Origin of the sequence: Butyrivibrio sp. LB2008 (assembly GCF_000621565.1) — a bacterium.
In the GTDB taxonomy this organism is placed as follows: Bacteria; Bacillota; Clostridia; order Lachnospirales; family Lachnospiraceae; genus Butyrivibrio.
In genome coordinates this window covers 168,497-189,978 of sequence record NZ_JHXZ01000013.1, presented here as the reverse complement: position 1 = coordinate 189,978, position 21,482 = coordinate 168,497, and the positions used below count along the sequence as shown (strand labels likewise).

At 42.0% G+C, this 21,482-nt stretch carries 21 protein-coding genes and 1 pseudogene; 18 read left to right on the top strand and 4 right to left on the bottom strand.

From position 1 onward, the window contains the following. The first annotated feature begins 210 nt into the window (after positions 1-210). The 11 genes from T356_RS0103775 to T356_RS0103725 all read left to right on the top strand — a co-directional run bounded on the left by T356_RS0103775 (position 211) and on the right by T356_RS0103725 (position 13,100). Complete coding sequence (locus tag T356_RS0103775; RefSeq protein ID WP_330370881.1) at positions 211-1,143, top strand: ABC transporter permease; 933 nt, start codon at positions 211-213, stop codon at positions 1,141-1,143. A gap of 13 nt (positions 1,144-1,156) precedes the next feature. Then, positions 1,157-2,068 carry a carbohydrate ABC transporter permease gene (locus tag T356_RS0103770; RefSeq protein WP_035780311.1) on the top strand — a complete coding sequence of 304 codons (912 nt, stop codon included), beginning with the start codon at positions 1,157-1,159 and terminating at the stop codon, positions 2,066-2,068. Positions 2,069-2,090: 22 nt separating this feature from the next. Continuing rightward, positions 2,091-2,957, top strand: coding sequence for a Nif3-like dinuclear metal center hexameric protein (locus T356_RS0103765; protein ID WP_026513345.1), 867 nt, complete (start codon positions 2,091-2,093; stop codon positions 2,955-2,957). A gap of 40 nt (positions 2,958-2,997) precedes the next feature. Continuing rightward, positions 2,998-4,092 (top strand): alpha/beta hydrolase-fold protein, encoded by a 1,095-nt coding sequence (locus T356_RS18255; protein WP_051563122.1) that lies wholly within the window; start codon positions 2,998-3,000, stop codon positions 4,090-4,092. A gap of 55 nt (positions 4,093-4,147) precedes the next feature. After that, on the top strand, positions 4,148-4,948 hold the full coding sequence (locus T356_RS0103755) for an alpha/beta hydrolase (protein ID WP_026513344.1): 801 nt from the start codon (positions 4,148-4,150) through the stop codon (positions 4,946-4,948). 14 nt (positions 4,949-4,962) lie between these two features. Continuing rightward, positions 4,963-5,766 carry an alpha/beta hydrolase gene (locus tag T356_RS0103750; RefSeq protein WP_026513343.1) on the top strand — a complete coding sequence of 268 codons (804 nt, stop codon included), beginning with the start codon at positions 4,963-4,965 and terminating at the stop codon, positions 5,764-5,766. 31 nt (positions 5,767-5,797) lie between these two features. Next, positions 5,798-6,202 carry a DUF3237 family protein gene (locus tag T356_RS0103745; protein ID WP_026513342.1) on the top strand — a complete coding sequence of 135 codons (405 nt, stop codon included), beginning with the start codon at positions 5,798-5,800 and terminating at the stop codon, positions 6,200-6,202. An 18-nt stretch (positions 6,203-6,220) separates the two neighbouring features. After that, positions 6,221-7,855: a glycoside hydrolase family 43 protein gene (locus tag T356_RS0103740; protein ID WP_026513341.1), complete on the top strand. Its 1,635-nt coding sequence runs from the start codon at positions 6,221-6,223 to the stop codon at positions 7,853-7,855. Positions 7,856-7,951: 96 nt separating this feature from the next. After that, the gene (locus T356_RS0103735) at positions 7,952-8,266 is read left to right on the top strand and encodes a metal-sensing transcriptional repressor (RefSeq protein ID WP_155838969.1); all 315 of its coding nucleotides are present in this window, start codon (positions 7,952-7,954) and stop codon (positions 8,264-8,266) included. A gap of 75 nt (positions 8,267-8,341) precedes the next feature. Further along, positions 8,342-10,966 (top strand): heavy metal translocating P-type ATPase, encoded by a 2,625-nt coding sequence (locus T356_RS0103730; protein ID WP_026513339.1) that lies wholly within the window; start codon positions 8,342-8,344, stop codon positions 10,964-10,966. A gap of 142 nt (positions 10,967-11,108) precedes the next feature. Beyond that, positions 11,109-13,100, top strand: a complete 1,992-nt coding sequence (locus T356_RS0103725) for an oxidoreductase (protein WP_026513338.1) — start codon at positions 11,109-11,111, stop codon at positions 13,098-13,100. 214 nt (positions 13,101-13,314) lie between these two features. Here the strand turns inward: T356_RS0103725 and T356_RS0103720 are convergent, their stop codons facing one another. Both T356_RS0103720 and T356_RS21800 read right to left on the bottom strand, forming a co-directional pair. Next, positions 13,315-13,929: a LysR family transcriptional regulator substrate-binding protein gene (locus tag T356_RS0103720; protein WP_242846547.1), complete on the bottom strand. Its 615-nt coding sequence runs from the start codon at positions 13,927-13,929 to the stop codon at positions 13,315-13,317. Between the two features lie 78 nt (positions 13,930-14,007). Further along, positions 14,008-14,181, bottom strand: a pseudogene (locus tag T356_RS21800) (helix-turn-helix domain-containing protein); the annotation flags it as partial. 121 nt (positions 14,182-14,302) lie between these two features. Here T356_RS21800 and pnuC point away from each other — a divergent pair. The 5 genes from pnuC (at position 14,303) to T356_RS0103695 (ending at position 18,684) form a co-directional block, all read left to right on the top strand. Next, positions 14,303-15,001 carry a nicotinamide riboside transporter PnuC gene (pnuC, locus tag T356_RS0103715; RefSeq protein WP_034468332.1) on the top strand — a complete coding sequence of 233 codons (699 nt, stop codon included), beginning with the start codon at positions 14,303-14,305 and terminating at the stop codon, positions 14,999-15,001. Next, on the top strand, positions 14,991-15,998 hold the full coding sequence (locus T356_RS0103710) for an AAA family ATPase (protein WP_035780308.1): 1,008 nt from the start codon (positions 14,991-14,993) through the stop codon (positions 15,996-15,998). The genes pnuC and T356_RS0103710 overlap by 11 nt, the downstream gene beginning before the upstream one ends. Further along, a complete protein-coding gene (locus tag T356_RS20130) occupies positions 15,955-17,034 on the top strand; it encodes a hypothetical protein (protein WP_051563121.1) in 1,080 nt (359 codons plus the stop codon). The genes T356_RS0103710 and T356_RS20130 overlap by 44 nt, the downstream gene beginning before the upstream one ends. A gap of 62 nt (positions 17,035-17,096) precedes the next feature. Further along, positions 17,097-17,570, top strand: coding sequence for a flavin reductase (locus tag T356_RS0103700; protein ID WP_026513334.1), 474 nt, complete (start codon positions 17,097-17,099; stop codon positions 17,568-17,570). 25 nt (positions 17,571-17,595) lie between these two features. After that, a complete protein-coding gene (locus T356_RS0103695; RefSeq protein ID WP_035780305.1) occupies positions 17,596-18,684 on the top strand; it encodes a DUF6688 domain-containing protein in 1,089 nt (362 codons plus the stop codon). 88 nt (positions 18,685-18,772) lie between these two features. Here the strand turns inward: T356_RS0103695 and T356_RS0103690 are convergent, their stop codons facing one another. Continuing rightward, positions 18,773-19,804 carry a helix-turn-helix domain-containing protein gene (locus T356_RS0103690; protein WP_026513332.1) on the bottom strand — a complete coding sequence of 344 codons (1,032 nt, stop codon included), beginning with the start codon at positions 19,802-19,804 and terminating at the stop codon, positions 18,773-18,775. Between the two features lie 228 nt (positions 19,805-20,032). Here T356_RS0103690 and T356_RS0103685 point away from each other — a divergent pair, with 228 nt between their 5' ends. After that, positions 20,033-20,374, top strand: coding sequence for a CBM20 domain-containing protein (locus T356_RS0103685; RefSeq protein WP_026513331.1), 342 nt, complete (start codon positions 20,033-20,035; stop codon positions 20,372-20,374). A gap of 74 nt (positions 20,375-20,448) precedes the next feature. Beyond that, complete coding sequence (locus T356_RS0103680; protein ID WP_026513330.1) at positions 20,449-20,790, top strand: arsenate reductase family protein; 342 nt, start codon at positions 20,449-20,451, stop codon at positions 20,788-20,790. Positions 20,791-20,810: 20 nt separating this feature from the next. On the opposite strand, the gene cobI is transcribed toward T356_RS0103680, so the two are convergent. Continuing rightward, complete coding sequence (cobI, locus tag T356_RS0103675; protein WP_026513329.1) at positions 20,811-21,479, bottom strand: precorrin-2 C(20)-methyltransferase; 669 nt, start codon at positions 21,477-21,479, stop codon at positions 20,811-20,813. Between the last annotated feature and the right edge of the window lie 3 nt (positions 21,480-21,482).

The window sequence follows — 21,482 nt, the reverse complement described above, 5'->3', positions numbered from 1 at the left end:
TATATATAACCTTGATTCACTGTCAGGCTTTGCTTATGCAGGGCCCGGCAGTGAATTATTTTGTGCGGAAAATCTCTCTGAAATTCCTGTCAAACAGATAATAGCTATGCTGTAGATGTATCCCTCAAATTTGAAAAAACAGGACTTGTTTTTGAAAGAAAAGACATCCCATTCTCCGTATACTGAAATCATCAGGAAAGGAGAAGAGCAATGTCTGATATGAAAAAGAAAAATTCAAAAACAAAATATGCAAAATCCGGCCCGCTTCTTCTGATCGCGGCTCCGGGTATCATATATCTTTTGATCAATAATTACATTCCAATGTTTGGTATTTTCCTTGCATTTAAGAAATTCAGTTATAAAAAGGGTGTGTGGGGAAGCCCGTGGAATGGTTTCGATAATTTCAAGTTTTTGTTCCAAACAAAAGATGCGCTTATAATGACCAGAAACACAATTCTGTATAATCTGGCATTTATCGTCATAGGAACGATTATTGCGATCACCATTGCGATTTTTCTAAATGCACTCGGGGATTCAATAAGAACTAAGTTTTTCCAGTCGGCGCTTCTTTTGCCCAACCTTATGAGCTGGGTAATAATTGCATACATGGTCTTTGCTTTCCTTAATTCGGACAGCGGCTTTATCAATAACACGATTCTTAAGGCCCTTGGTAAGAAGGAGATAGCCTGGTATATGGAAAGTAAATACTGGCCGTTCATTCTGACTTTCGTGCAGATGTGGAAGAATGCAGGTTACCAGTCAATCATCTATCTTGCAGCCATCGCCGGAATCGATAAATCTGTCTATGAGGCAGCAAGCCTTGACGGAGCTTCCAAAGTTCAGCAGATTTTCAGGATTACGCTTCCGATGTTAAAACCCACAGTGATCATCCTGACACTTATGGCAGTGGGAAGAATTTTCTTCTCAGACTTCGGACTTTTCTATCAGGTTCCTATGAATTCGGGAGCTGTTTATTCTACAACACAGACTATTGATACCTACGTTTACAGAGGTCTTATGGAACTCAATGACGTTGGAATGAGTGCTGCAGCAGGACTCTTCCAGTCACTTCTTGGATTTATAATCGTAGTTTCCGCTAATGCACTTGTTCGTAAGATAGACAGCGACAATGCACTGTTCTAAAAGGAGATAGACAATGGTTAACATGAAAAAAAAGCTGATGGCTTCAGATACAAAAATTTTCAAGATTGTTTCGACAATAATTTTGGGACTTCTTGCTTTGGTGGCTCTTTTACCCATAATCCTCATCGTTATCGCATCATTTACGGATGAGACAACACTGCTTAGGAACGGTTATTCTTTTTTCCCTGAGATGTGGTCTGCGGATGCTTATGTTTACATGATCCAGCAGGGATCGACAATATTCAGGGCATATGGGATTTCAATACTCGTGACGATTATCGGAACTGTAGTGAGCGTACTCATTACAACTATGATCGCATATCCCATGAGCAGAAGGAACTTTAAGTATAAAAACGCTCTGGCATTCTTCGTGTTCTTTACAATGCTGTTTAACGGCGGAGTTGTTCCGTCTTACATGATGTGGACACAGGTTTTCCAGATCAAGAATACACTTTGGGCACTGATAATTCCTAATTATCTCTGCGGAGCATTTAATATTTTTCTTGTAAGAAATTACTATGCGAACAGCATTCCTGAGGCGCTTATAGAGTCAGCCCAGATTGACGGTGCAAGTGAGCTTACGATCTTCTTTAAGATTATTTTCCCGCTTGCGGTACCGACTGTAGCAACGATTTCGCTTTTTACAGCACTTATCTATTGGAATGATTGGGTAAATGCGCTGTATTATATACAAAAACCTCAGTACTACGGAATTCAGAATCTGCTTATCAGGATCATGAATAATATCCAGTATTTGAAGAGCGGAGCAGCTTCTGTAGCTGTAGGAACAGGTGCCATATCACTTCCAAGCAACGCCGTGAGAATGTCCATGGCAGTTATAGGAATACTTCCAATTGTTGTTATTTACCCCTTTGTTCAGAAGTATTTTGTAAAGGGCGTTGTGGTAGGTGCTGTAAAAGGTTGAGAGAACTTAAGAAAGGCATATTATGACAATACAAGATGTAATAAAGAAAATTGAAGGATACCATCCGGACCTTGGCCCATCTTATAAGGGATGTGACGGAATTAAATGCGGAAATCCCGATGTTGAGTGCACGGGAATTGTTACCGCGTTGGTACCGACGGTGGATGTTATAAAAAAGACAGCTGAGCTTGGATATAATATGTTATATGTCCACGAGCCGACCAGCTATCTGACACCTGATTATCCGGTATGGAAAGCTGATTTTAAGTGCGACGTCTATGACGAGAAGATAAAGCTTGCAACCGACAACGGTATTGTGATCTACAGAGATCATGACCACACCCATGCTCACAGACCGGATGGAATATTTACCGGCGTTCTTAAGTACATGGGATGGCTTGATTATCTGAATGAGGAGTGCGAAGGAGTTCCGTTTGGATTTGTTGTGGATCTGCCGGAGGCTCAGAGCGTAGAAGAGCTCAACAGACAGTTTATGGAAAAGATTGGCATGAATGGCGTCAGATATATAGGAAGAGCTGAGGATAAGATCAAGAGACTTGCTATTGTTGCACATCTTTTTCCAAATGCCTTTGTAGAAACGGTAGATACAGGAGATCACTACGACGATTTTTCAACGCAGGTTATTAAGGCGATGCAGAGAGACGATATTGATGCCATAGTTCCCGGAGAAATAATCGAGTGGAATCTTTTGTCATACATCAGAGATGCTTCGCAGCTTGGAGAAAATAAGGTGTGCTTTAATCTGGGACATTTTAATTGGGAAGAGCTTGGCGCGAAATACGCTGCTGACTGGATTCCGGAGCTTGTTGGTAATGAGTTGCCTGTCAGGTACGTGAAGACAGATGATATGTGGAACTACGCAGTGTAACAGAGATAAAATAAATTCAAATAATAATCGGGAGTTTCGGATGAATACGGCTTTATGTTTTAATGATGTATTATGTTACGACAATAGACCAAAGCCCATAGTAAAAAGAGACGGCAAGTACTTTTTGCGTCTTTTGGAGAAAGGGGCGAAGAAGGTACAGCTTAAGTTTGCGGAAGTCCTTTATGATTTTTATAAGATTGATGGGGATGAATGGGAAATCGAGCTGCCTTTTTGCACAGCAATTAATTACATACAGATTGTGGTTGACGGCAATGAAAACCTTGAGGCAATACTTCCGATAACCTATGGATATTCAAGGCCGTATAATTATATTGAACTGCCTGAATATGAAGAGGATTTTTTTGCACTTAAGAATGTGCCGCATGGATCGGTGAGGAGAGAGTATTTCTTTTCCCATATGACGGGAGAGTGGGAATCCTGCATGGTTTACGTACCTTTTGAGTATGACAGTGATCCGGACAAAGTGTACCCTGTTCTATATCTTCAGCATGGTCACGGAGAAAATGAGATAGGCTGGAGTATGGCAGGTAAGGTAAACTTAATAATGGATAATCTGATTTCCGAAGGTAAGGCACAGCCGTGCGTTATAGTGATGAATAATGGAATGGTGCAGAAGAAAGAGGGGGATGAACATATCGTGGATCATCTTCTCTTTGAGCCTATGCTAATGGAAGATGTTATTCCTTTTATAGAAGGCAGATACCATGTGGGCGGATGTAAAGCAAGACGCGGTATTGCAGGTCTTTCAATGGGATCCGTTCAGGCTTCGATGATAGCCTGTAACCATGGCGACATGTTTTCTGAGGTGGGAATATTCAGCGGATTTTTGCACGACTGGATAAGCGCAAGCCCATTGGACATGAGTTGCCACAAGGAGAGTGACAATGCGCATCTTGATGCAATGAACGATGCGGATGAGTTTAACTCAAGGTTTAACACATTCTTTAGAGCTATAGGGAATGAGGATCCGTTTCTTGAGCACTTTGAAAATGATGACAGCCTTTGCAGGGAAAAAGGAATTAACTGCACAAGAAAAATTTACGAAGGAACTCACGACTGGAATGTGTGGAGAAAATGCATCTATGATTTCGCACAGATGATATTTGCAAGCTAATGTTGAATGTAAAAGAGGGTTTGGCAAAAAATATTTAAATGATAGGAGAGGGACAATGGCAACAGGGAGACTTAGATTTTATTCATTATCACAGATGGGGCAGGCTAATATTGTCTATGTTATACCAAGGGACGTGCCTGAGTTTATGACGATGGGAAATAAGAACTATGAAAGACCGATGAAGACTTTGTATCTTCTTCACGGTATTTCCGGAAATGAGTGCGATTGGGAATATAACGGAATCGCTGAGGATATTGCCTTTAAATACAACATGGCAGTTATTATGGTTACGGCAGGCAACAACTTCTATCTGGACAGAAAGGCTACAGGTTGCCAATACTGCACCTATGTCGGAAAAGAAGTTGTGGAATTTACAAGAAAGATGTTCGGTCTTTCTGACAAACAAGAGGATACCTTAATCGGCGGACTTTCTATGGGAGGTTTTGGTGCAATCCACACGGGATTTGCCTTCCCTGAAACTTTCGGCGGAGTAATTGCTCTTTCATCCGCGCTTATTATCCATCAGATCGCGAGTATGAAGAGTGGTGATGCTGATGAGATCGCAAACTATGATTATTACAAAGAGGTATTTGGCGATCTTGATAAGGTTGAGGAGTCGGATGCAAACCCCGAAGTTCTCTATGACAGAAATGTAAAGGAAGGAAAGACTAATCCGCCTGTTTACATGGCTGTCGGAACAGAGGATTTTCTCTATCAGAATAATCAGATCATGAAGAAGTTTCTTGAGGATAAGGGTGCTAAGATGAAGTATGAAGAAGGCCCCGGAATCCACGATTGGACATTCTGGAATGCATACATTACCAAGGGCGTAGAGTGGGTTCTTGAGAATGTATAAAAGTAGGAGGTTATATGTCTTACTCAGAGGTTCACTTTTTATCAAATTGTTTATCACAGAATGTTTCCATGGCAGTATTTATGCCGGAGAGAGGCCCTTTTGGTTCGGATGCGGAGCCGCCCTATAAGACAGTATATTTTTTGCCCGGTTACAGCGGGGATTACACGAGCATCATAACCATGCTTGGAATCCGTAAGCAGGCTGAGCTTAAGGGATTGGCTGTAGTGATGCCAAACGGACAGAATGCGTTTTATGTAGATCATCCGGAAAGAAATGCCAATTACAGTAAGTTCATCGGTGAAGAACTGATAGAGCGCACAAGAGATATGTTCAGGTTGTCCGAAAAAAGAGAGGATACCTATATCGCCGGAATTTCCATGGGCGGATATGGAGCTCTTTTAAGCGGACTTAGGTACAATAAAGTTTTTTCGAAGGTGGCGGCTTTTTCACCCGCTGCCGATCCGCATATGCTTCTTACCGGTCCCGGAGGAGGCTTTGGAAACGGTGAATTTGCGAACATGTTCGGAAACTTTGAAGAATATGAAAAGAGCCCTTGGAATATCGCAAGAACTTATGCGGAAGCGGATAAAAAAGATATCCCGGAGCTCTTTATCGGATGCGGAGACAGAGATATTGCCGTTGACGGGCAGGTTAAGTATTTCAAAAAGGCACTTGATGATTCGCAGGTTCCTTACAAGTATTGGGAGACTAAAGGTAATCACGACTATGATACCTGGGAAAAAATGCTTGATCCCGCATTCTCGTTCCTTGCGGGAATTCCGGAGGGAAGTCGCAACAGTCTCGCAATCCCGGATTAAATAGTGATTTAGAAAGATTTAGGAATAATAAATGAGTGAATGTATTTTGACAATTGATGTGATACTTGATGAGGTTATTGAGGTCAAAGGCGGTGCAGGAGAGGCGGCGATGATTCTTTTTCATGGTACAAGCGACTGCGATAATTTCAAAGGTACAATACTTCCGGGCGGAGTGGATACACAGAAACAGGAGAAGGGAAAAGAGCGAACTCTCTCTGCAAGGTATATACTTGAAGGTAAAGATTGCGACGGAAAAGACTGTCATATCTTCATTGAGAACAACGGCCTGATTCTGCCCGGCACGGGCCCCGGTCCGATTCACACAAAGCCTTTGATCTATACCGATTCAGAGGCGCTCAGATGGATGGAGACAGCAGACATCGAAGGAACAGTAACCGGCACAGAAAAGGGCGTGCTTATTTCTTTTTATGCTTGATAACATAGGACTTTAATAATGAATAACATCAACCCAATTACAAAACTTGATTACCCCGATCCTGAAGTGATAAGAGTCGGCGATACCTACTATATGGTCAGCACCACGATGTACTTCATGCCGGGCTGCGAGATACTTCGCTCTTACGACCTTGTGAACTGGGAACATGCCGCATACGTATATGATACGTTGGATGGTACTGCCGCTCAGAGATTAGAGGGAAAAGAAAATATCTACGGCTGCGGTATGTGGGCTGCAAGTCTTCGTTTTTATAAAGGTGTATATTATATATGTTTTGTGGCCAATGATATGCATAAGACCTACATCTATCAGGCAAAAGACATATACGGTCCTTGGGAAAAGTATACTCTCGAGGGCTTTTATCATGACAATTCCATTCTGTTTGATGATGACGGCAAGATTTATATCGTTTATGGAAATACCGACATTTATCTGAAAGAACTAAAATTTGATGAATCCATGCATCTGACTGACGTCGGAACCGATCCCGAAAAGCTGATCTTATCCGATAAGAATGAAGTATATCTTGGATATGAAGGCTCTCATTTTTACAAAATAAATGGTAAGTACTACATTTTTCTGATTCACATGCCAAAGAGTATAGGAAGAAGAACCGAGGCTGTATTCGTGGCTGATAAGCCTGAAGGCCCTTACTATGGCAAAGATGTTATGGATGATGACAGAGGTTATAGAAATTCAGGAATAGCCCAGGGCGGGATTGTGGACACTCCGTCGGGGAAATGGTACGGCATTCTCTTTCAGGACAGTGGCGCCGTGGGAAGAATTCCGTGCCTCATGCCGGTATCCTGGGGGAAGATAGCAACAGCTGAAGGAAAAGAAGCCTGTTTCCCTGTTTTTGGTGCAGACGGAAAAATACCTGAAGAATTTGAAATTGAAGATTTAAAGCCCGGATACGAGTATGCACCTTTGGTATCAAGTGATGACTTCAAAACAGATTTTAGCGGAGCGATATCTTCAAGCTTTGGATTTAAGCCCTGCTGGCAGTTTAATCACGAGCCCAATCTGTCGCTTGTAAAAAGAGATTTGAAAAAAGGCACCGTTACTATCACAACGGACAAGATTAGCAGTAACCTCGTTCAGGCCAAAAACACTTTGACGCAGAGAACTCTTTTTCCCGGTTGCGAAGCAGTCGTCACTGTTGATGCAAGCGGAATTAAAGACGGCGACTATGCGGGACTGTGCCTCCTTGAAAGTAATTACGGCTTCATCGCAGTAACAAAGAGAGACTCATCCTATTACCTTGTAATGGGCAAAAGAGAACTTGAAACAAAAGATATCTGGGGCGAAAGATGCGATGATGAGCCCTTTGAGGAAGTGGAATGTATTCCTTTGGACAGCCCTGGTGTGACGCTTTATGCAGGCGTCTGCTTTGATAGCGTGACAGTTCAGAGAAGTGAGCACTCAAGCCTTATTCCGAATGCCGATGATACAGTGTCATTTTTCTATGTCACTGAATCTGAGCATCCTGAGCAGGTGAAAAAACTTGGAAGCGACCACAAGCTGGAATTCAAACTTGATCATTTCACGGGTGCAAGATTTGGACTGTTTATTTACAGTACGAAAGAAATTGGTGGAAACGCGAATTTTTCTGAGTTTACATATTCTAATTGACAGATACCCCACTAGGGTATATATTGGTATCAACTAATATATACCCTAGTGGGGTATTTTGCGGAGGAAATATATATGTCAGAGTGCGAAAACAATATGGAAGAAATGAAGGGCAGTTGCCCGCATTGCTCCGGTAAACATAAAGACAGAGAAGCTAAGGAAAAAAGAGATCTTATGAACAGGCTGAAACGAATAGAAGGCCAGGTTCGCGGCGTTGAAGGAATGCTTGAAAATGACGCATACTGCACGGATATCCTGGTTCAGGTGTCTGCCATTACGAGTGCTCTTAACAGCTTCAATAAAGTTCTTTTGGCAAATCATATGAGAAGCTGCGTGGCTGACAATATTCGTGAAGGTAATGATGAGATTATCGATGAGCTTGTGGTTACGCTGCAGAAGCTGATGAAATGATCTGGGGTGATGGATGTGATGAATCAAAAAGTTTCTTAATATCATCACCTCTGCCAACCACCGAAAGGAATGAATATGGAACAATACAATGTGACCGGAATGAGCTGCGCCGCATGCCAGGCGAGGGTTGAGAAGGCTGTAAATGCTGTTCAGGGTGTTGAGAGCTGTGCTGTAAGTCTTCTCACAAACTCCATGGGCGTTGAGGGAAGCGCATCTTCGGAAGAAATAATTAAGGCTGTGGAGTCAGCCGGCTATGGCGCGAGTTTAAAGAACGCCTCGAAAGCCGCCGATAATTCCGGCAATTATGATGATTCGCTGAAGGATACGGAAACACCGATATTGAAAAAGAGACTGATCGCATCAGCCATTCTGTTGATCCCGCTAATGTATGTTTCAATGGGGCATATGTTATGGAACTGGCCACTGCCGCCGTTTCTTGAAGGCAATCATGTTGCGATGGGACTATACGAATTGCTGATAGCAGGATTTGTCATGGTGATAAATCAGAAGTTTTTTATCAGCGGATTCAAGGGACTTATTCACAGGTCTCCGAACATGGATACCCTTGTAGCTCTCGGCGCAACGGCTTCATATGCATACAGCGTGTATGCTCTTTTTGCCATGTCGGGAGCGGTAATGGTTGGCGATACGGACCGCGTCATGTATTACATGGATCAATTTTATTTTGAGTCCGCCGCGACAATCCTGACGCTGATAACAGTTGGAAAAACTCTTGAAGCGAGATCAAAGGGAAAAACTACGGATGCCTTAAAATCTCTTATGAAACTTGCGCCAAAGACTGCAGTAATTCTGGAAGGCGACATAGAGAAAATAGTTTCGATAGATGAGGTAAAGGTTGGAGACAGATTCGTAGTGCGCCCCGGTGACAGTATACCCGTAGACGGTATTGTAAAAGAGGGCGAGAGCGCCGTTAACGAGTCCGCACTCACGGGAGAAAGTGTTCCTGTAGAAAAGCAGCCGGGAGATAAAGTCTCAGCTGCAACCATCAACACATCGGGATACATGGTATGCGAAGCTGCAAGAGTCGGCGAGGATACCACTCTTGCGGGAATAATTCGAATGGTCAGTGATGCTGCGGCGACCAAGGCACCGATTGCCAAGATTGCAGACAGGGTTTCGGGTGTTTTTGTTCCGGTAGTCATAGGAATCGCAGCTGTTACATTTATTGTATGGCTTTTGGTTGGACAAACCTTCGGATATGCCATGGCAAGAGCAGTATCGGTTCTTGTAATCAGCTGCCCGTGTGCTTTGGGACTTGCAACTCCGGTGGCGATAATGGTTGGAAACGGCGTAGGTGCCAAGAACGGAATTCTGTTTAAGACGGCAGCAGTTCAGGAACTTACGGGAAAAACTCAGATAGTTGCCCTTGATAAGACAGGAACTATAACTACTGGAATTATGCGTGTTACAGATGTTATTCCGGTAGCCGGTGTTAGTGAAAAAGAGCTGCTTACAGCGGCGTACGCATTGGAATCAAAAAGTGAGCATCCTATTTCAAAAGCAATCATCAATCATGCAAAAGAAAATGATATAGAGCTTCAAGAGACAACAGAGTTTGAAATTATGCCGGGAAATGGACTAAAGGCGAAATTAGGCGCAGAAACAGTTGCGGGCGGGAATGCGAAATATATTACAGAAAGCCATGATGTTTTAACAGAATGCACTGTAAGAATTGATAAAATAAAAGATGTTGCAGAGTGCACAAAAGCAGTTTCTGTGTGCACCGACGAGTTATCAGCGCAGGGCAAGACGCCGGTTCTTTTCACAAAAGATAATAAGCTGATCGGAATAATCGCTGTCGCTGACACAATAAAGGATGATACTCCTCAGGCGGTCAGTGAACTCAAGAAAATGGGCATCCATGTGGTCATGCTGACCGGTGATAATGAGATTACGGCAAAGGCAATCGCTGAGCAGGCCGGAGTGGACGAAGTGGTTGCGGGAGTGCTTCCGGACGGAAAAGAAGCTGTTATCAGAAAGCTTATGGAGCATGGAAAAGTTGCCATGGTCGGCGATGGAATAAATGATGCCCCGGCGCTTACCCGCGCGGATGTCGGAATTGCCATAGGAGCAGGAACAGACATTGCCATAGATGCAGCGGATGTTGTGCTTATGAAGAGCAGTATTCGCGATGTGGCAGCAGCCATCAGAATCTCCGGGGCAACTCTGAGAAATATCCATGAGAACTTGTTCTGGGCATTTTTCTATAACGTCATCGGCATTCCGCTTGCTGCAGGTTGCTATGTCGCTGCATTCGGATGGACACTTAATCCTATGTTCGGCGCAGCAGCTATGGGACTTTCAAGCTTTTGTGTGGTATCTAACGCACTTAGGCTTAATTGGATAAAAGCTCATGATGGAAGCAAGGACAAAGTTATAAAAAATTCGATTGATCATAAGATTATTCGGTCAATAGATGAGCATACTGATAATGATACAAATTTGAATAACCAAAAAGAAAAGGAGAACAAAGAAATGAAGATTAAGGTAAACGGTATGATGTGCGCACACTGTGAGGCTCATGTAAAAAAGGCTCTTGAGGCAATTGATGGAATTGAATCAGCGGTAGCTTCCCACGAGGAGAACCTCGTAACAATCACAAATTCAAAGGATGTCGATGAAGCTCTTATCAAAGCTGCCGTCACAGATGCAGGTTATGAGTACGACGGAATTGCTTAAATAAAACGTTGCGACACAACAACGTTTTGTTGATGGTTATCAAAAAGCCCGTATTTTAAAATATTTCTATGGCAAATTTTTTTAAACGATGGTTATCGGCATATGGCAGAACTAAAAAATGCCGGATAATAAGGAGGTTTCAATGAAATACAAAGGGCTTTTTGAACCGATCAAAATCGGCAAACTGGAAATCAAAAACCGCTATGCCATGGCTCCCATGGGACCGCTGGGTCTCGGAGACTGCGAAGGCGGATGGAATGACAGAGGTATCGACTACTACACCAGACGTGCTCAGGGTGGTATCGGTCTTATTATTACGGGTGTAACTTTTTCGGATACAGAGGTGGAAAAACCTTCTTTCCCCAACACACCCAATTCAACATACAATCCGGTTCAGTTCGTAAGAACCAGCCGTGAGATGACAGAGCGTGTTCATGCTTACGGATCAAAGATCTTTTTACAGATGAGCGGTGGATTCGGACGAGTTACAATCCCTACAAACTTAGGTGAATTCCCTCCTGTATCTGCATCACCAATTCCTCACAGATGGCTTGATAAGACTTGCCGTCCTCTTACAGTTGAAGAGATTCACGGAATCGTAGAGAGTTTCGGAAAAGGCGCATATAATGCTAAGCGTGCGGGATTTGACGGTGTTGAGATTCACGCCGTTCACGAAGGATATCTTATCGATCAGTTCGCTATTTCTTTCTTCAACCAGCGTACAGATGAATATGGCGGATCACTTGAAAACAGACTCAGATTTGCAAAAGAAATCCGTGAAGAGATTGCAAAGACTTGCGGATGGGATTTCCCCGTTGCGTTAAGATTCTCATTAAAGAGCATGGTTAAAGATTTTCGTGAAGGAGCACTTCCAGGAGAAGAATTCGAGGAGAAGGGACGTGATATCGAGGAAGGTATCGAGGCTGCCAAGCTTCTTGAGAAATACGGCTATGATGCTCTTGATGTTGATGCCGGAACATATGATGCATGGTGGTGGAATCATCCCCCGATGTACATGGAGAAGGCACCTTACAAAGAGTTTGCAAGAATTACAAAAGAAAATGTAAATATCCCTGTTATCATGGCAGGACGTGTAGATAATCCCGACACAGCTCTAGAGTGTCTTGAAAGCAATATTTGCGACATGATATCTCTCGGACGCCCGACTCTTGCAGATCCTGATATCGTAAACAAGATTCGCAGAAACAATTTGAGTCAGATCCGTCCTTGTATCAGCTGTCAGGAAGGCTGCATGGGACGTATCCAGAGCTATTCTCTTATAAACTGCGCGGTTAACCCTCAGGCAGGAAAAGAGAGAGTGAACCGTTACAATCCTATTGTCAAAAAGAAGAAGGTTCTTGTAGTAGGCGGTGGTGTTGCCGGACTTGAGGCTGCACGCGTACTTGCAGAGAGAGGTCACGAGCCTGTTCTTTATGAGGCAACAGAGAGACTTGGCGGAAATCTTATCCCGGGAGGCGCACCTTCATTTAAGGAAGACGATATAGCTCTTGCAAAGTGGTATGAAGATGAAATGACACGTCTCGGAGTAGAGGTTCATCTTAATACCAAGGCTACCGAAAAAGAGATTCTCGACGAGCAGTTCGATGCTGTTATCCTTGCAACAGGTTCACGTCCGAAGATGTTCTCGCTTGGAGATGACGAAAAGGTATATTCTGCAGAGCAGGTACTTCTTGGCCGGAAGGAAACAGGTGATAACGTAGCTGTAGTTGGTGGCGGACTTGTCGGATGTGAGCTCGCACTTGACCTTGCCATGAAGGGCAAGAAAGTTACTATCGTTGAAGCTCTTGATAAGATTCTGGCAGTTAACGGACCTCTCTGCTCAGCAAATAAGGAAATGCTTGATAAGCTTATTCCTTTCAACGGAATTGAAGTTGTTACAGGGGCTAAGGTCACAGAGTATAAGAACGGCGTTCTTAAGGCTGAAGTTGCAGACGGCACTAAGGAACTTGCCGCAGACAGCGTTGTTTTATGCGTTGGATATTCGAGCGAAAATACTCTCTATAATCAGTACAAGAACGATGTGGATGAGATCTATCTTCTCGGAGATGCAAGACAGGTATCCAACATAATGTACGGTATCTGGGATGCATTTGAAGTAGCAAACCATATCTGATAAAAGAAAATCAAAAACACAAATAAAAACGACGAATGACTTAGATAATGAGTCATTCGTCGTTTGTTTGTTTGATAGGAAAATCCTATCAAACAAAAAACGCTCCGCTATGGATGCGACCGATGCGCAGATGAATTATGCAAGCTTAAGCTTGCGCGCATCGGCGCGCAAAGAGTCGCGAGCGACTCTTTGTTCTGTAGAGCATGTAACAAGCTCAGTGAAGCTTATCTGAACACTGCTCCAAAAACCTCTTCGCCAGTTCCGCATCAGGTGAGTTTTCCAGATAAATCCCATACACATCCCAAGTATAGGTATCAGTTATAGGAATCGCTTTAACGTCGGTATCATCTTTGAAAAACCTTGGAGCAATGCCGATTCCGATCCCATTTTTTACAAGACGGTAAATAGAATCCCCTTCGCCAACCTTTGCAACAATCTCGGGATTGAAATCATTCATGTGGCAGGCGTTTATGAAATCGTGATAAATGTGGTATTTCTCGTTCATGGAGATAAGAGGTTCATCTTTGATCTCCGTAATACTGATCTGCTGTTTGCCTCTGAGTCTGTGGTCTTTGTGGACATACAGGACGATATCTACAGATTTGATGAGTTCCGACAAAAGCCCCGGAACCTGAGGCTTTCCTACAACGAGACCGCAGTTTATCTCATCGTTCAGCACACGCTTCAGGACAGTTTTGTTTTCCTGTTCATCCCAGCTTGCAACAATTTCCGGATTAGATTTCATAAAAGAATGCACCGAAGGAATATCTACAGCTCGCAGTGTCCCAGCCGCAAATCCAATCCTGAAGCGCTTCTCCCTGTCATTCACAGCTCTTATCTCCGAGAACATTTCATTCATGCTTTTAATTATAGTCTTGGATTTTTCATAAAAAATCTTTCCGCTCTCCGTAGGGACAAAGCCGTCTTTAGTCCTTGAAAAAAGTTGAGTGCCGCATTCCTCTTCAAGGTTCTTTATGATCTTACTTAGTCCTTGCGGTGACAGAAAAAGTTTATTTGCAGCTACCTGCAGGTTACGCTCTTCGTATATGATTTGAAAACATTTTAGATTTCTCGTGTTCATAAAAAAATAATAGCAAGGTGGGAAAAATATGCAATAGTCGCATCGGCGGAGAGTTTATTTTTATGTGATATACTTTAGTGAAAAGACACTTTTTTTCATTGAGGGATTAAGGAGATAAAAAATGGATGCCATTAAAAAATTTGTAAAAAGCGAACTTAGCGGATGGAAGCCGTTTGATGTTATTTGGCTTGTTTTTGCGACTGCGGTAATCCTGGGATTGTCAATTTACTGGAAGGATTCTCCGGTCAGCCTCTGGGCCGCTGTCACAGGCGTTTGTTGTGTTATTCTGACAGGAAAAGGAAAAAGGTCTTCTTTTATCTTTGGACTTGTAAATACGATTTTGTACGCGATAGTTGCTTTGTGGGCAAAATACTATGGGGAAGTAATGCTGAATCTTATTTATTACCTCCCGATGAATTTTGTGGGCTTTATTGCATGGAAAAAGTATATGAATGATGAGACGGGCGAAGTTATCAAGGAGCGCCTGAGCTTATCAAAGAGTATTGTTGTCTATGCGATAACTGCGGTATCAATCGTGATATATGGTTCTATATTGAAAAGAATGGGTGGAAACTTGCCGTATGTTGACAGCATGAGCACGGTTGTTTCGGTTGTTGCACAGGTTCTTTCCATTAAACGATTAACGGAACAGTGGGTTCTGTGGATCGTCGTTGATATTGTTACCGTGTTTATGTGGGCAGTAGATTTTATGAAGGGAGGAGAATCTATTTCTACTCTTGCCATGTGGAGCATATATCTTATAAACGCTTTTATCATGTTTATTCGCTGGTATAAGGAGGCCAAAAAGAATGCAGTATAACGTTGGTATGTACGGTGGCAGCTTTAATCCGCTTCATTTGGGGCATGTGGATTGCATTATACAGGCTGCAAACATGTGCCGTGAATTATATATAGTTCTGAGCGTAGGAAATAACAGAGGCGAAATAAATTACAGAGTCCGCTACAGATGGCTTTATCAGCTCACAAAACATATCGGAAATGTAAAGATAATAACTTTGTTTGATGATGCTGCCACAAAAGCTGATTATACAGAAGAGTACTGGGACAGCGATGCAAAGAAGGTTAAGGAGCAGATCGGAAAGCCGATAGATATCGTTTTTTGCGGAGACGATTATGATGAAAACAGCTTCTGGAACAAGTGCTATCCGGAAAGCGAGATCTATTTTTTCCCGCGGAATGATATAAGTTCTACAGAGATTAGGAAGAATCCGTATAAGCGATGGGATTGGATCCCGAATGTTGCAAAGCCTTATTTTGTAAAAAAAGTTCTCCTCATGGGAGGGGAGAGCACCGGAAAATCAACGCTTACCATTAACCTGGCAAACAGATTCAATACAAACTATATTGACGAAGCCGGAAGAGATATCTCAGAGCGAAGCGGAACCGACATGTTAATGCTCTCGGAGGATTTCACGGAGATCTTATTGCAGCATAAGTTGAATGAAATCAACGCCATAAATAACAGCAATAAAGTTTTGTTTATAGATACGGACACCCTGGTAACACAGTTTTATATGAGTTTTCTGAACGATCCGGAAATAGACAGGAACAAAGCACTTTCAGATGCGATAGATGCTGTCAATGAATATGATCTTATCCTGTTCCTGGAGCCGGATGTTGCTTTCGTTCAAGACGGTGACCGAAGCGAAGTCATCCGCGATGACAGGGAGACCTACAGCAATAAGATAAAAGACCTTATCACATCTCACGGCAAGAATTTTATAGTTATAAACGGAACATATCAGGAGCGTTATGTTAAAGCAGTGGAAGCAGTGGAAAGATTGCTTTCGGATTAATGTGGATATGAATCATATTGATGTAATAGTAAAGAACTATGAAAAAACTGAATATGTAGAGTATGAACCGGCTATTGATGGGTGTGCTTTGTCAGAATGGTTGGATCGATATACTGCTGATAGTAATGATAAGCAGATTAATTTTATAAGGCCGTTTTCAAACTTGATTCCTGCATGGAGTTATGCGCTTGATTGGTATGGCGATGTTCTGTTCACGTGGAAACTACTTGAAATGGATGAAGCACCGGTACCGTTGTTAATGTGTGAAGATGATGCGGATTATTCTTGTGTTGTTATTGTGGCAGAAGTAGAGAAGAAGGACGATTATGTCTACTGGAACAGAATTGGTTATGTCAACCATGATAATGAGAGTTTTGATGAAGAGAAACGGATGGGAATCTTTTGTCTTGAAGCATATTCCGATGAGGATTGGGAGAAGTACGGAGATAATATTGCTCTTGCAAATGTAGACAGCGATGAATGGCGCCAATGGATTTCCGAACATTGGACTGAAGAGCTTTTTAGAAGGCGAATGAATTATACGTTGCCCTATTATAAGACTGAGGGAAGTATTACATGGTTCGTAGATACAGATTGGATATTTGATCGCCGTGAGTATGAAAGCATGCTAAAGAAATATCAGGTTTTGCAGAGAATAAATCTGGCAAAATCCGAGATAGACATGACGATGAAAAAGATAAATAAAGAGGAATGCGCTGAAATCTTATCACGGATCTTGCCCGGGGGAATAAGGTTACTAAAGAAACATTATGATGACTATGGTGAAATGCTGATTCATCTTTTTGTATCAGAGGCAATAAATGAACCGTTTATTGAGCTTATAAGAAATCAGGCTTCATCTGATAAAGAGTTGGAATTATATGTTTATGCCATAAAGTTTATGTTGCTTCATGGTGATGAAAATGTACTAAATGCATTGCATGTTACGGTATATGAGCGGCTATGTGATGAAAAAGAAATGCTTAAAAAGCGTGGAATTGACTTGGAATGTTTGATTCCCGAGGAATCTACTTGAAAACATAGCTATTTATATAAAGATTTAGAAGAATAATCAGTAGTTACAAAAGGAGAGAGGTTATGGAATTTACAACAGATATTTTTGATCAGTTTGATAAGAAGTGGGCACTTCTTACAGCGGGGGAAAAGGACAATTTTAATACAATGACGATTAGTTGGGGCGGTCTTGGAACATTATGGAATAAGCCGGTTGCTACAGTTTATGTAAGGACACCCCGTTACACTCATGATTTCATGGATAATAACGAATATTTCACGATCAGCTTCTACCCTGAGAAGTATAAGGATACACTTGTAGTACTTGGAACAAAATCAGGAAAAGAAATCGATAAGATGCATTCATCGGGGCTGACTGCCAAAGAAGTTAATGGCTCAATGACTTTTGAGGAGGCAGAGGTGACTCTGGTCTGCAAAAAGCTCTTTTGCCAGAGACTTAATCCAAAGAACATGCATCCTGACATTGTAAAGCGCTTCTATGACGGGGATGCGGAGCATGATATGTACATTGGGGAAGTTGTGGATGTTTTGAGATAACCGCGTACAGTGGTTGAGGTTTATTATGATTTTACTTTTATCCATACCAATATTTCTTACAATATGGGAAATAGCTTTATTTATACGTGAGCTAAAAAAGAATCCATTCGATGAAAGTTGGGCTATTGATGCACTGGTGTTCATTTTCGGAGCTATATATGCTCGCCTATATGGGGTGTATAAATGGATTACATGGGAAGACTGGAATGTACAGCTTGTAAATGCAGAAAGACATTCGCCAATCTATACAGAGTCGCTTTTTACAGTCACGGTTATTTTTATAATTGCTTTTGCCGGATATGTTCTGCTTCAGCGTAAAGAGCTGACAAAAATGCCACCGTTAGTAGTTGTGCTTTCGATTTCTGCTATGTATCTGGGAATGATCCAGTTAATTGTTTATACGATACAGATAGTCGGAGCTAAAATAGATAACGATCCTCTGGATTATTCTGTTATTGCTTTGCCTGTATGTTGCGGCATCATCACTGCAAGAACCATACTGAGAAAAATCCATGATTGGAAAGAACAGAATACAACAAATGACAAGATCCGGGAAAACAAAATATTACGTGTCGCTGACAAAATATTGAGAAAGGCAGATCTATGGCCTGTACTGGCATTTTTATTAATGTTCCCGCTTCTTGGAATACTTATTATGATTCTCATTTTATTTGGACAAGCGCCGGATTCTATCATAAAAGCCTGGACAGAAACAAGTGAATGGGCATTATCAACAAAGCAGAGCCCGCCCAACCTGCATGTTGACGAGCACTATCTATGTACAGTTGCCGCAGGAGGACATAGAAAAATAGTTAAGCCAATCCGAAAAGGAATACGGCATGGACACGAAGTTATCGTAAATAGACAGCTCTGCATTGCCAATGCCTTCGAGGAAGTCCTGCAAGAAAAAACGCCCCGTGCGCATAGGCTGATACGTGGTTTCTATGACAAATACGGCTTCCCTGTCGCCAAACTTATCAGACATAAGTGGTCAGCGGATATTGTCTACTTTTTAATGAAACCACTGGAATGGATATTCCTTATCGTCCTGTATTCAACCGATGTCCACCCTGAGAACAGAATTGCCGTTCAATATACGGGTGACAAAAAATAAATTATAATTCTCAGACATCATTCCTATTTGGGAGTGGATTTAGTGTTAAAAAAGCAGAACAGAGATGCGCTTCTCTGTTCTGCCAAAATTATGCCAAAGACTTCCAATAGTCATTATCATGCATGTAATCAAAACATTCGTCTTCAACAAATCTTTTTATAAGTTTCGCTTTGAAATTTTCATAGAATTCGTCGCCTACATTTCCTGTTTCAACATGTGAAAAGAAATCCGACTTTGCATAATCAAGGATAGTATCGGTGTTATCAATGAGTTTTTTCATTATCTTCGCGGTTGCATCAACATCTTTTTCATGAGCGGCAAGCTGCAATTTGAATGCATTTTCCTGATAAGGACCGAGGTCAAAGCATTTCGCAAGGTTACAGTTAAGCTCTGAAGTACGCTTCGCAAGTTTCATATCATTTTTTTCCAGACAGAATACGTGCAGAGCATCCACGATCATCCGTAGCCTGCTCAGTTGCTCGAACATCAACGACTCATAGGTCCTATAAGCTTCGGTATCCTTACCTGTTTTGGCGAGAATATTTGCGGTGAAAAGCTTCTTATCGGGATTCTCGTCAGAGAAGTATTTAAGATATTCATGTGCTTTCTCATATTCTTTTTTGCTCATTTTAAGGTGGAAAAGAGATTCTGCCGCAGTCTTTCTTATTTTCGGATCTTTGGCGTTGATTAACTGCGAATACCACAGAGCTATTGTGTCACAATACTTATCCTCATTGAGAATGCTCTTCATTATAAGAGCTGAATTGAGCGTTATCGCTACTTTCCACTTGAGATTTTCACAGTTCGGATATTGCTCGACTTTTTCTTTTGCAAGATTGAACATGTCTTCAAAAGGCGCGTTGCCGTAAATCTTCATACTCAGATCTTTTACAAAAAAACTAATCTCGTCATCCGTCAGTTCATCTTTATACGCAAGGAGTTCATCTGTGGTTATTCTAAGAAGCCTTGCGATCGGGGCAAGCAGGCTTATGTCGGGAAGAGTATTCCCGTTTTCCCATTTGTTGACTGCGGGTGTAGTAACACCGAGACGCGTTGCCATTTCTTCCTGCGTAAATCCAAGTTCTTTTCGATATTTTCTAATAGTATTTCCTATATCCATCTTCGTGCCCTCCAATAATCTATTGTAACCGGTTCTGAGATTATGATATCGGAACGCCGCAGAAATTACTATTGAACAGGTGTTAATTATCGGGAAATTTTTTTAACCGCAGGGAAATAACGGCTACTCAATAACCACCGGTAGCGTGGTATAGCTTTGTATCATCAGCGCCGGATTGTCTATTCTTCTGATTATCATGTCAGCAGCCTGCAGGCCCATGTCAATCAGATGGTTACATTTATCGATAACCATGACAGGAACAGATTCCTCACAGAGGCGGGCGGCGATATTTACAAAATGAAGAATGCGACAACATACTGGGGACAGAGTGTATATCTTTCAGGAGACTGCGAAGCACTTGGAAATTGGGATCCTGCTTTTGCAGCCGGACCGGCATCATGCCCCGATTATCCGAAGTGGACATTTTCTGTAAAGCTTCCTATCGGTAAAAATATCGAATTTAAGGCCATAATGAAGGATGAAAGCGGAAATGTGACTTGGGAATCCGGCAACAATCACAGCTACACGGTTCCTTCAGAAGGTGGAAATTATACAATTCACTGGAATTGATGATCTGAGATTTTATTGCTATTATATTCCTGTCTCGTGTATAGAAATATATGCGAGGCAGGAAAGGAAAAGAAATGAACATACAGATTTTTGGTACGAAGAAATGCAATGATACTAAGAAGGCGGAACGCTTCTTCAAAGAGCGCGGCATCAAGTATCAGTTTATCGATATGAAAGAAAAGGGGATGAGCAAGGGAGAGTTTACATCTGTTGCTCAGGCTAATGGCGGCGTCGAGAATATGATAAATCCCGATGCCAAGGATAAAGACACTTTGGCATTGATAAAATATATCGCTGATGAAGATAAGATGGAAAAAATTCTTGAGAATCAGCATGTTATCAAGACACCTGTTGTCAGAAACGGAAAGCAGTCTACACTTGGATATCAGCCTGATGTGTGGAAGAAGTGGGAGTAACAGGAATAATCTTCATGAAATCAGTTGTGTGAAGGCTTTACAATTATGATCGAAAAATATCCTGCTTTTTCCGGAATAGAGTCAACATCATAATAGACAGCCTCACCCTGCATTCCGCAGTTCTCAATAAGGTAGGCAGCTTTCCCACTATTCTTTATTTCAGCCTTCAGCTCTTTTAACCTGCTTCCGGCTTTCATGATTATAAGAGTTCCGGCAAATGGCACATATTCACCTGTTGTGATAAGTACAGGTTCTTCACCTTCTGCTATTGAGCATCCGATCTTTGCGGCAGCAGCACAAAAAGAAGGAATCCCGTTTATAATTTCAATGTTATATCCGGATTTTTTTATCCTGTCGGAGATATAGGAAAAAGTCGAGTAAAATCCGGGATCGCCAAGAGTTAAGAAGACCACATTTTTCCCTGATCTTAATTCATCAATAATCTTATCTGCTGCGCTGTTATGCGCATCGTTCAGATTCCCTTTACTCATCGGAAAATCGAGCGTAAGAGTTTCTTTTGATAAAATTGCCGGACAAGCCTGTGAGGCTATCGTGTATGCAATTCCCGGTTTATTCTCTTTTGCGGGGCAAGCAATGATATCAGCTTTTTCCAATACTTTGACCGCTTTTAATGTGAGCAGATCCGGGTCTCCGGGACCAACGCCCACTGCATACAACATTCCGTCCATACA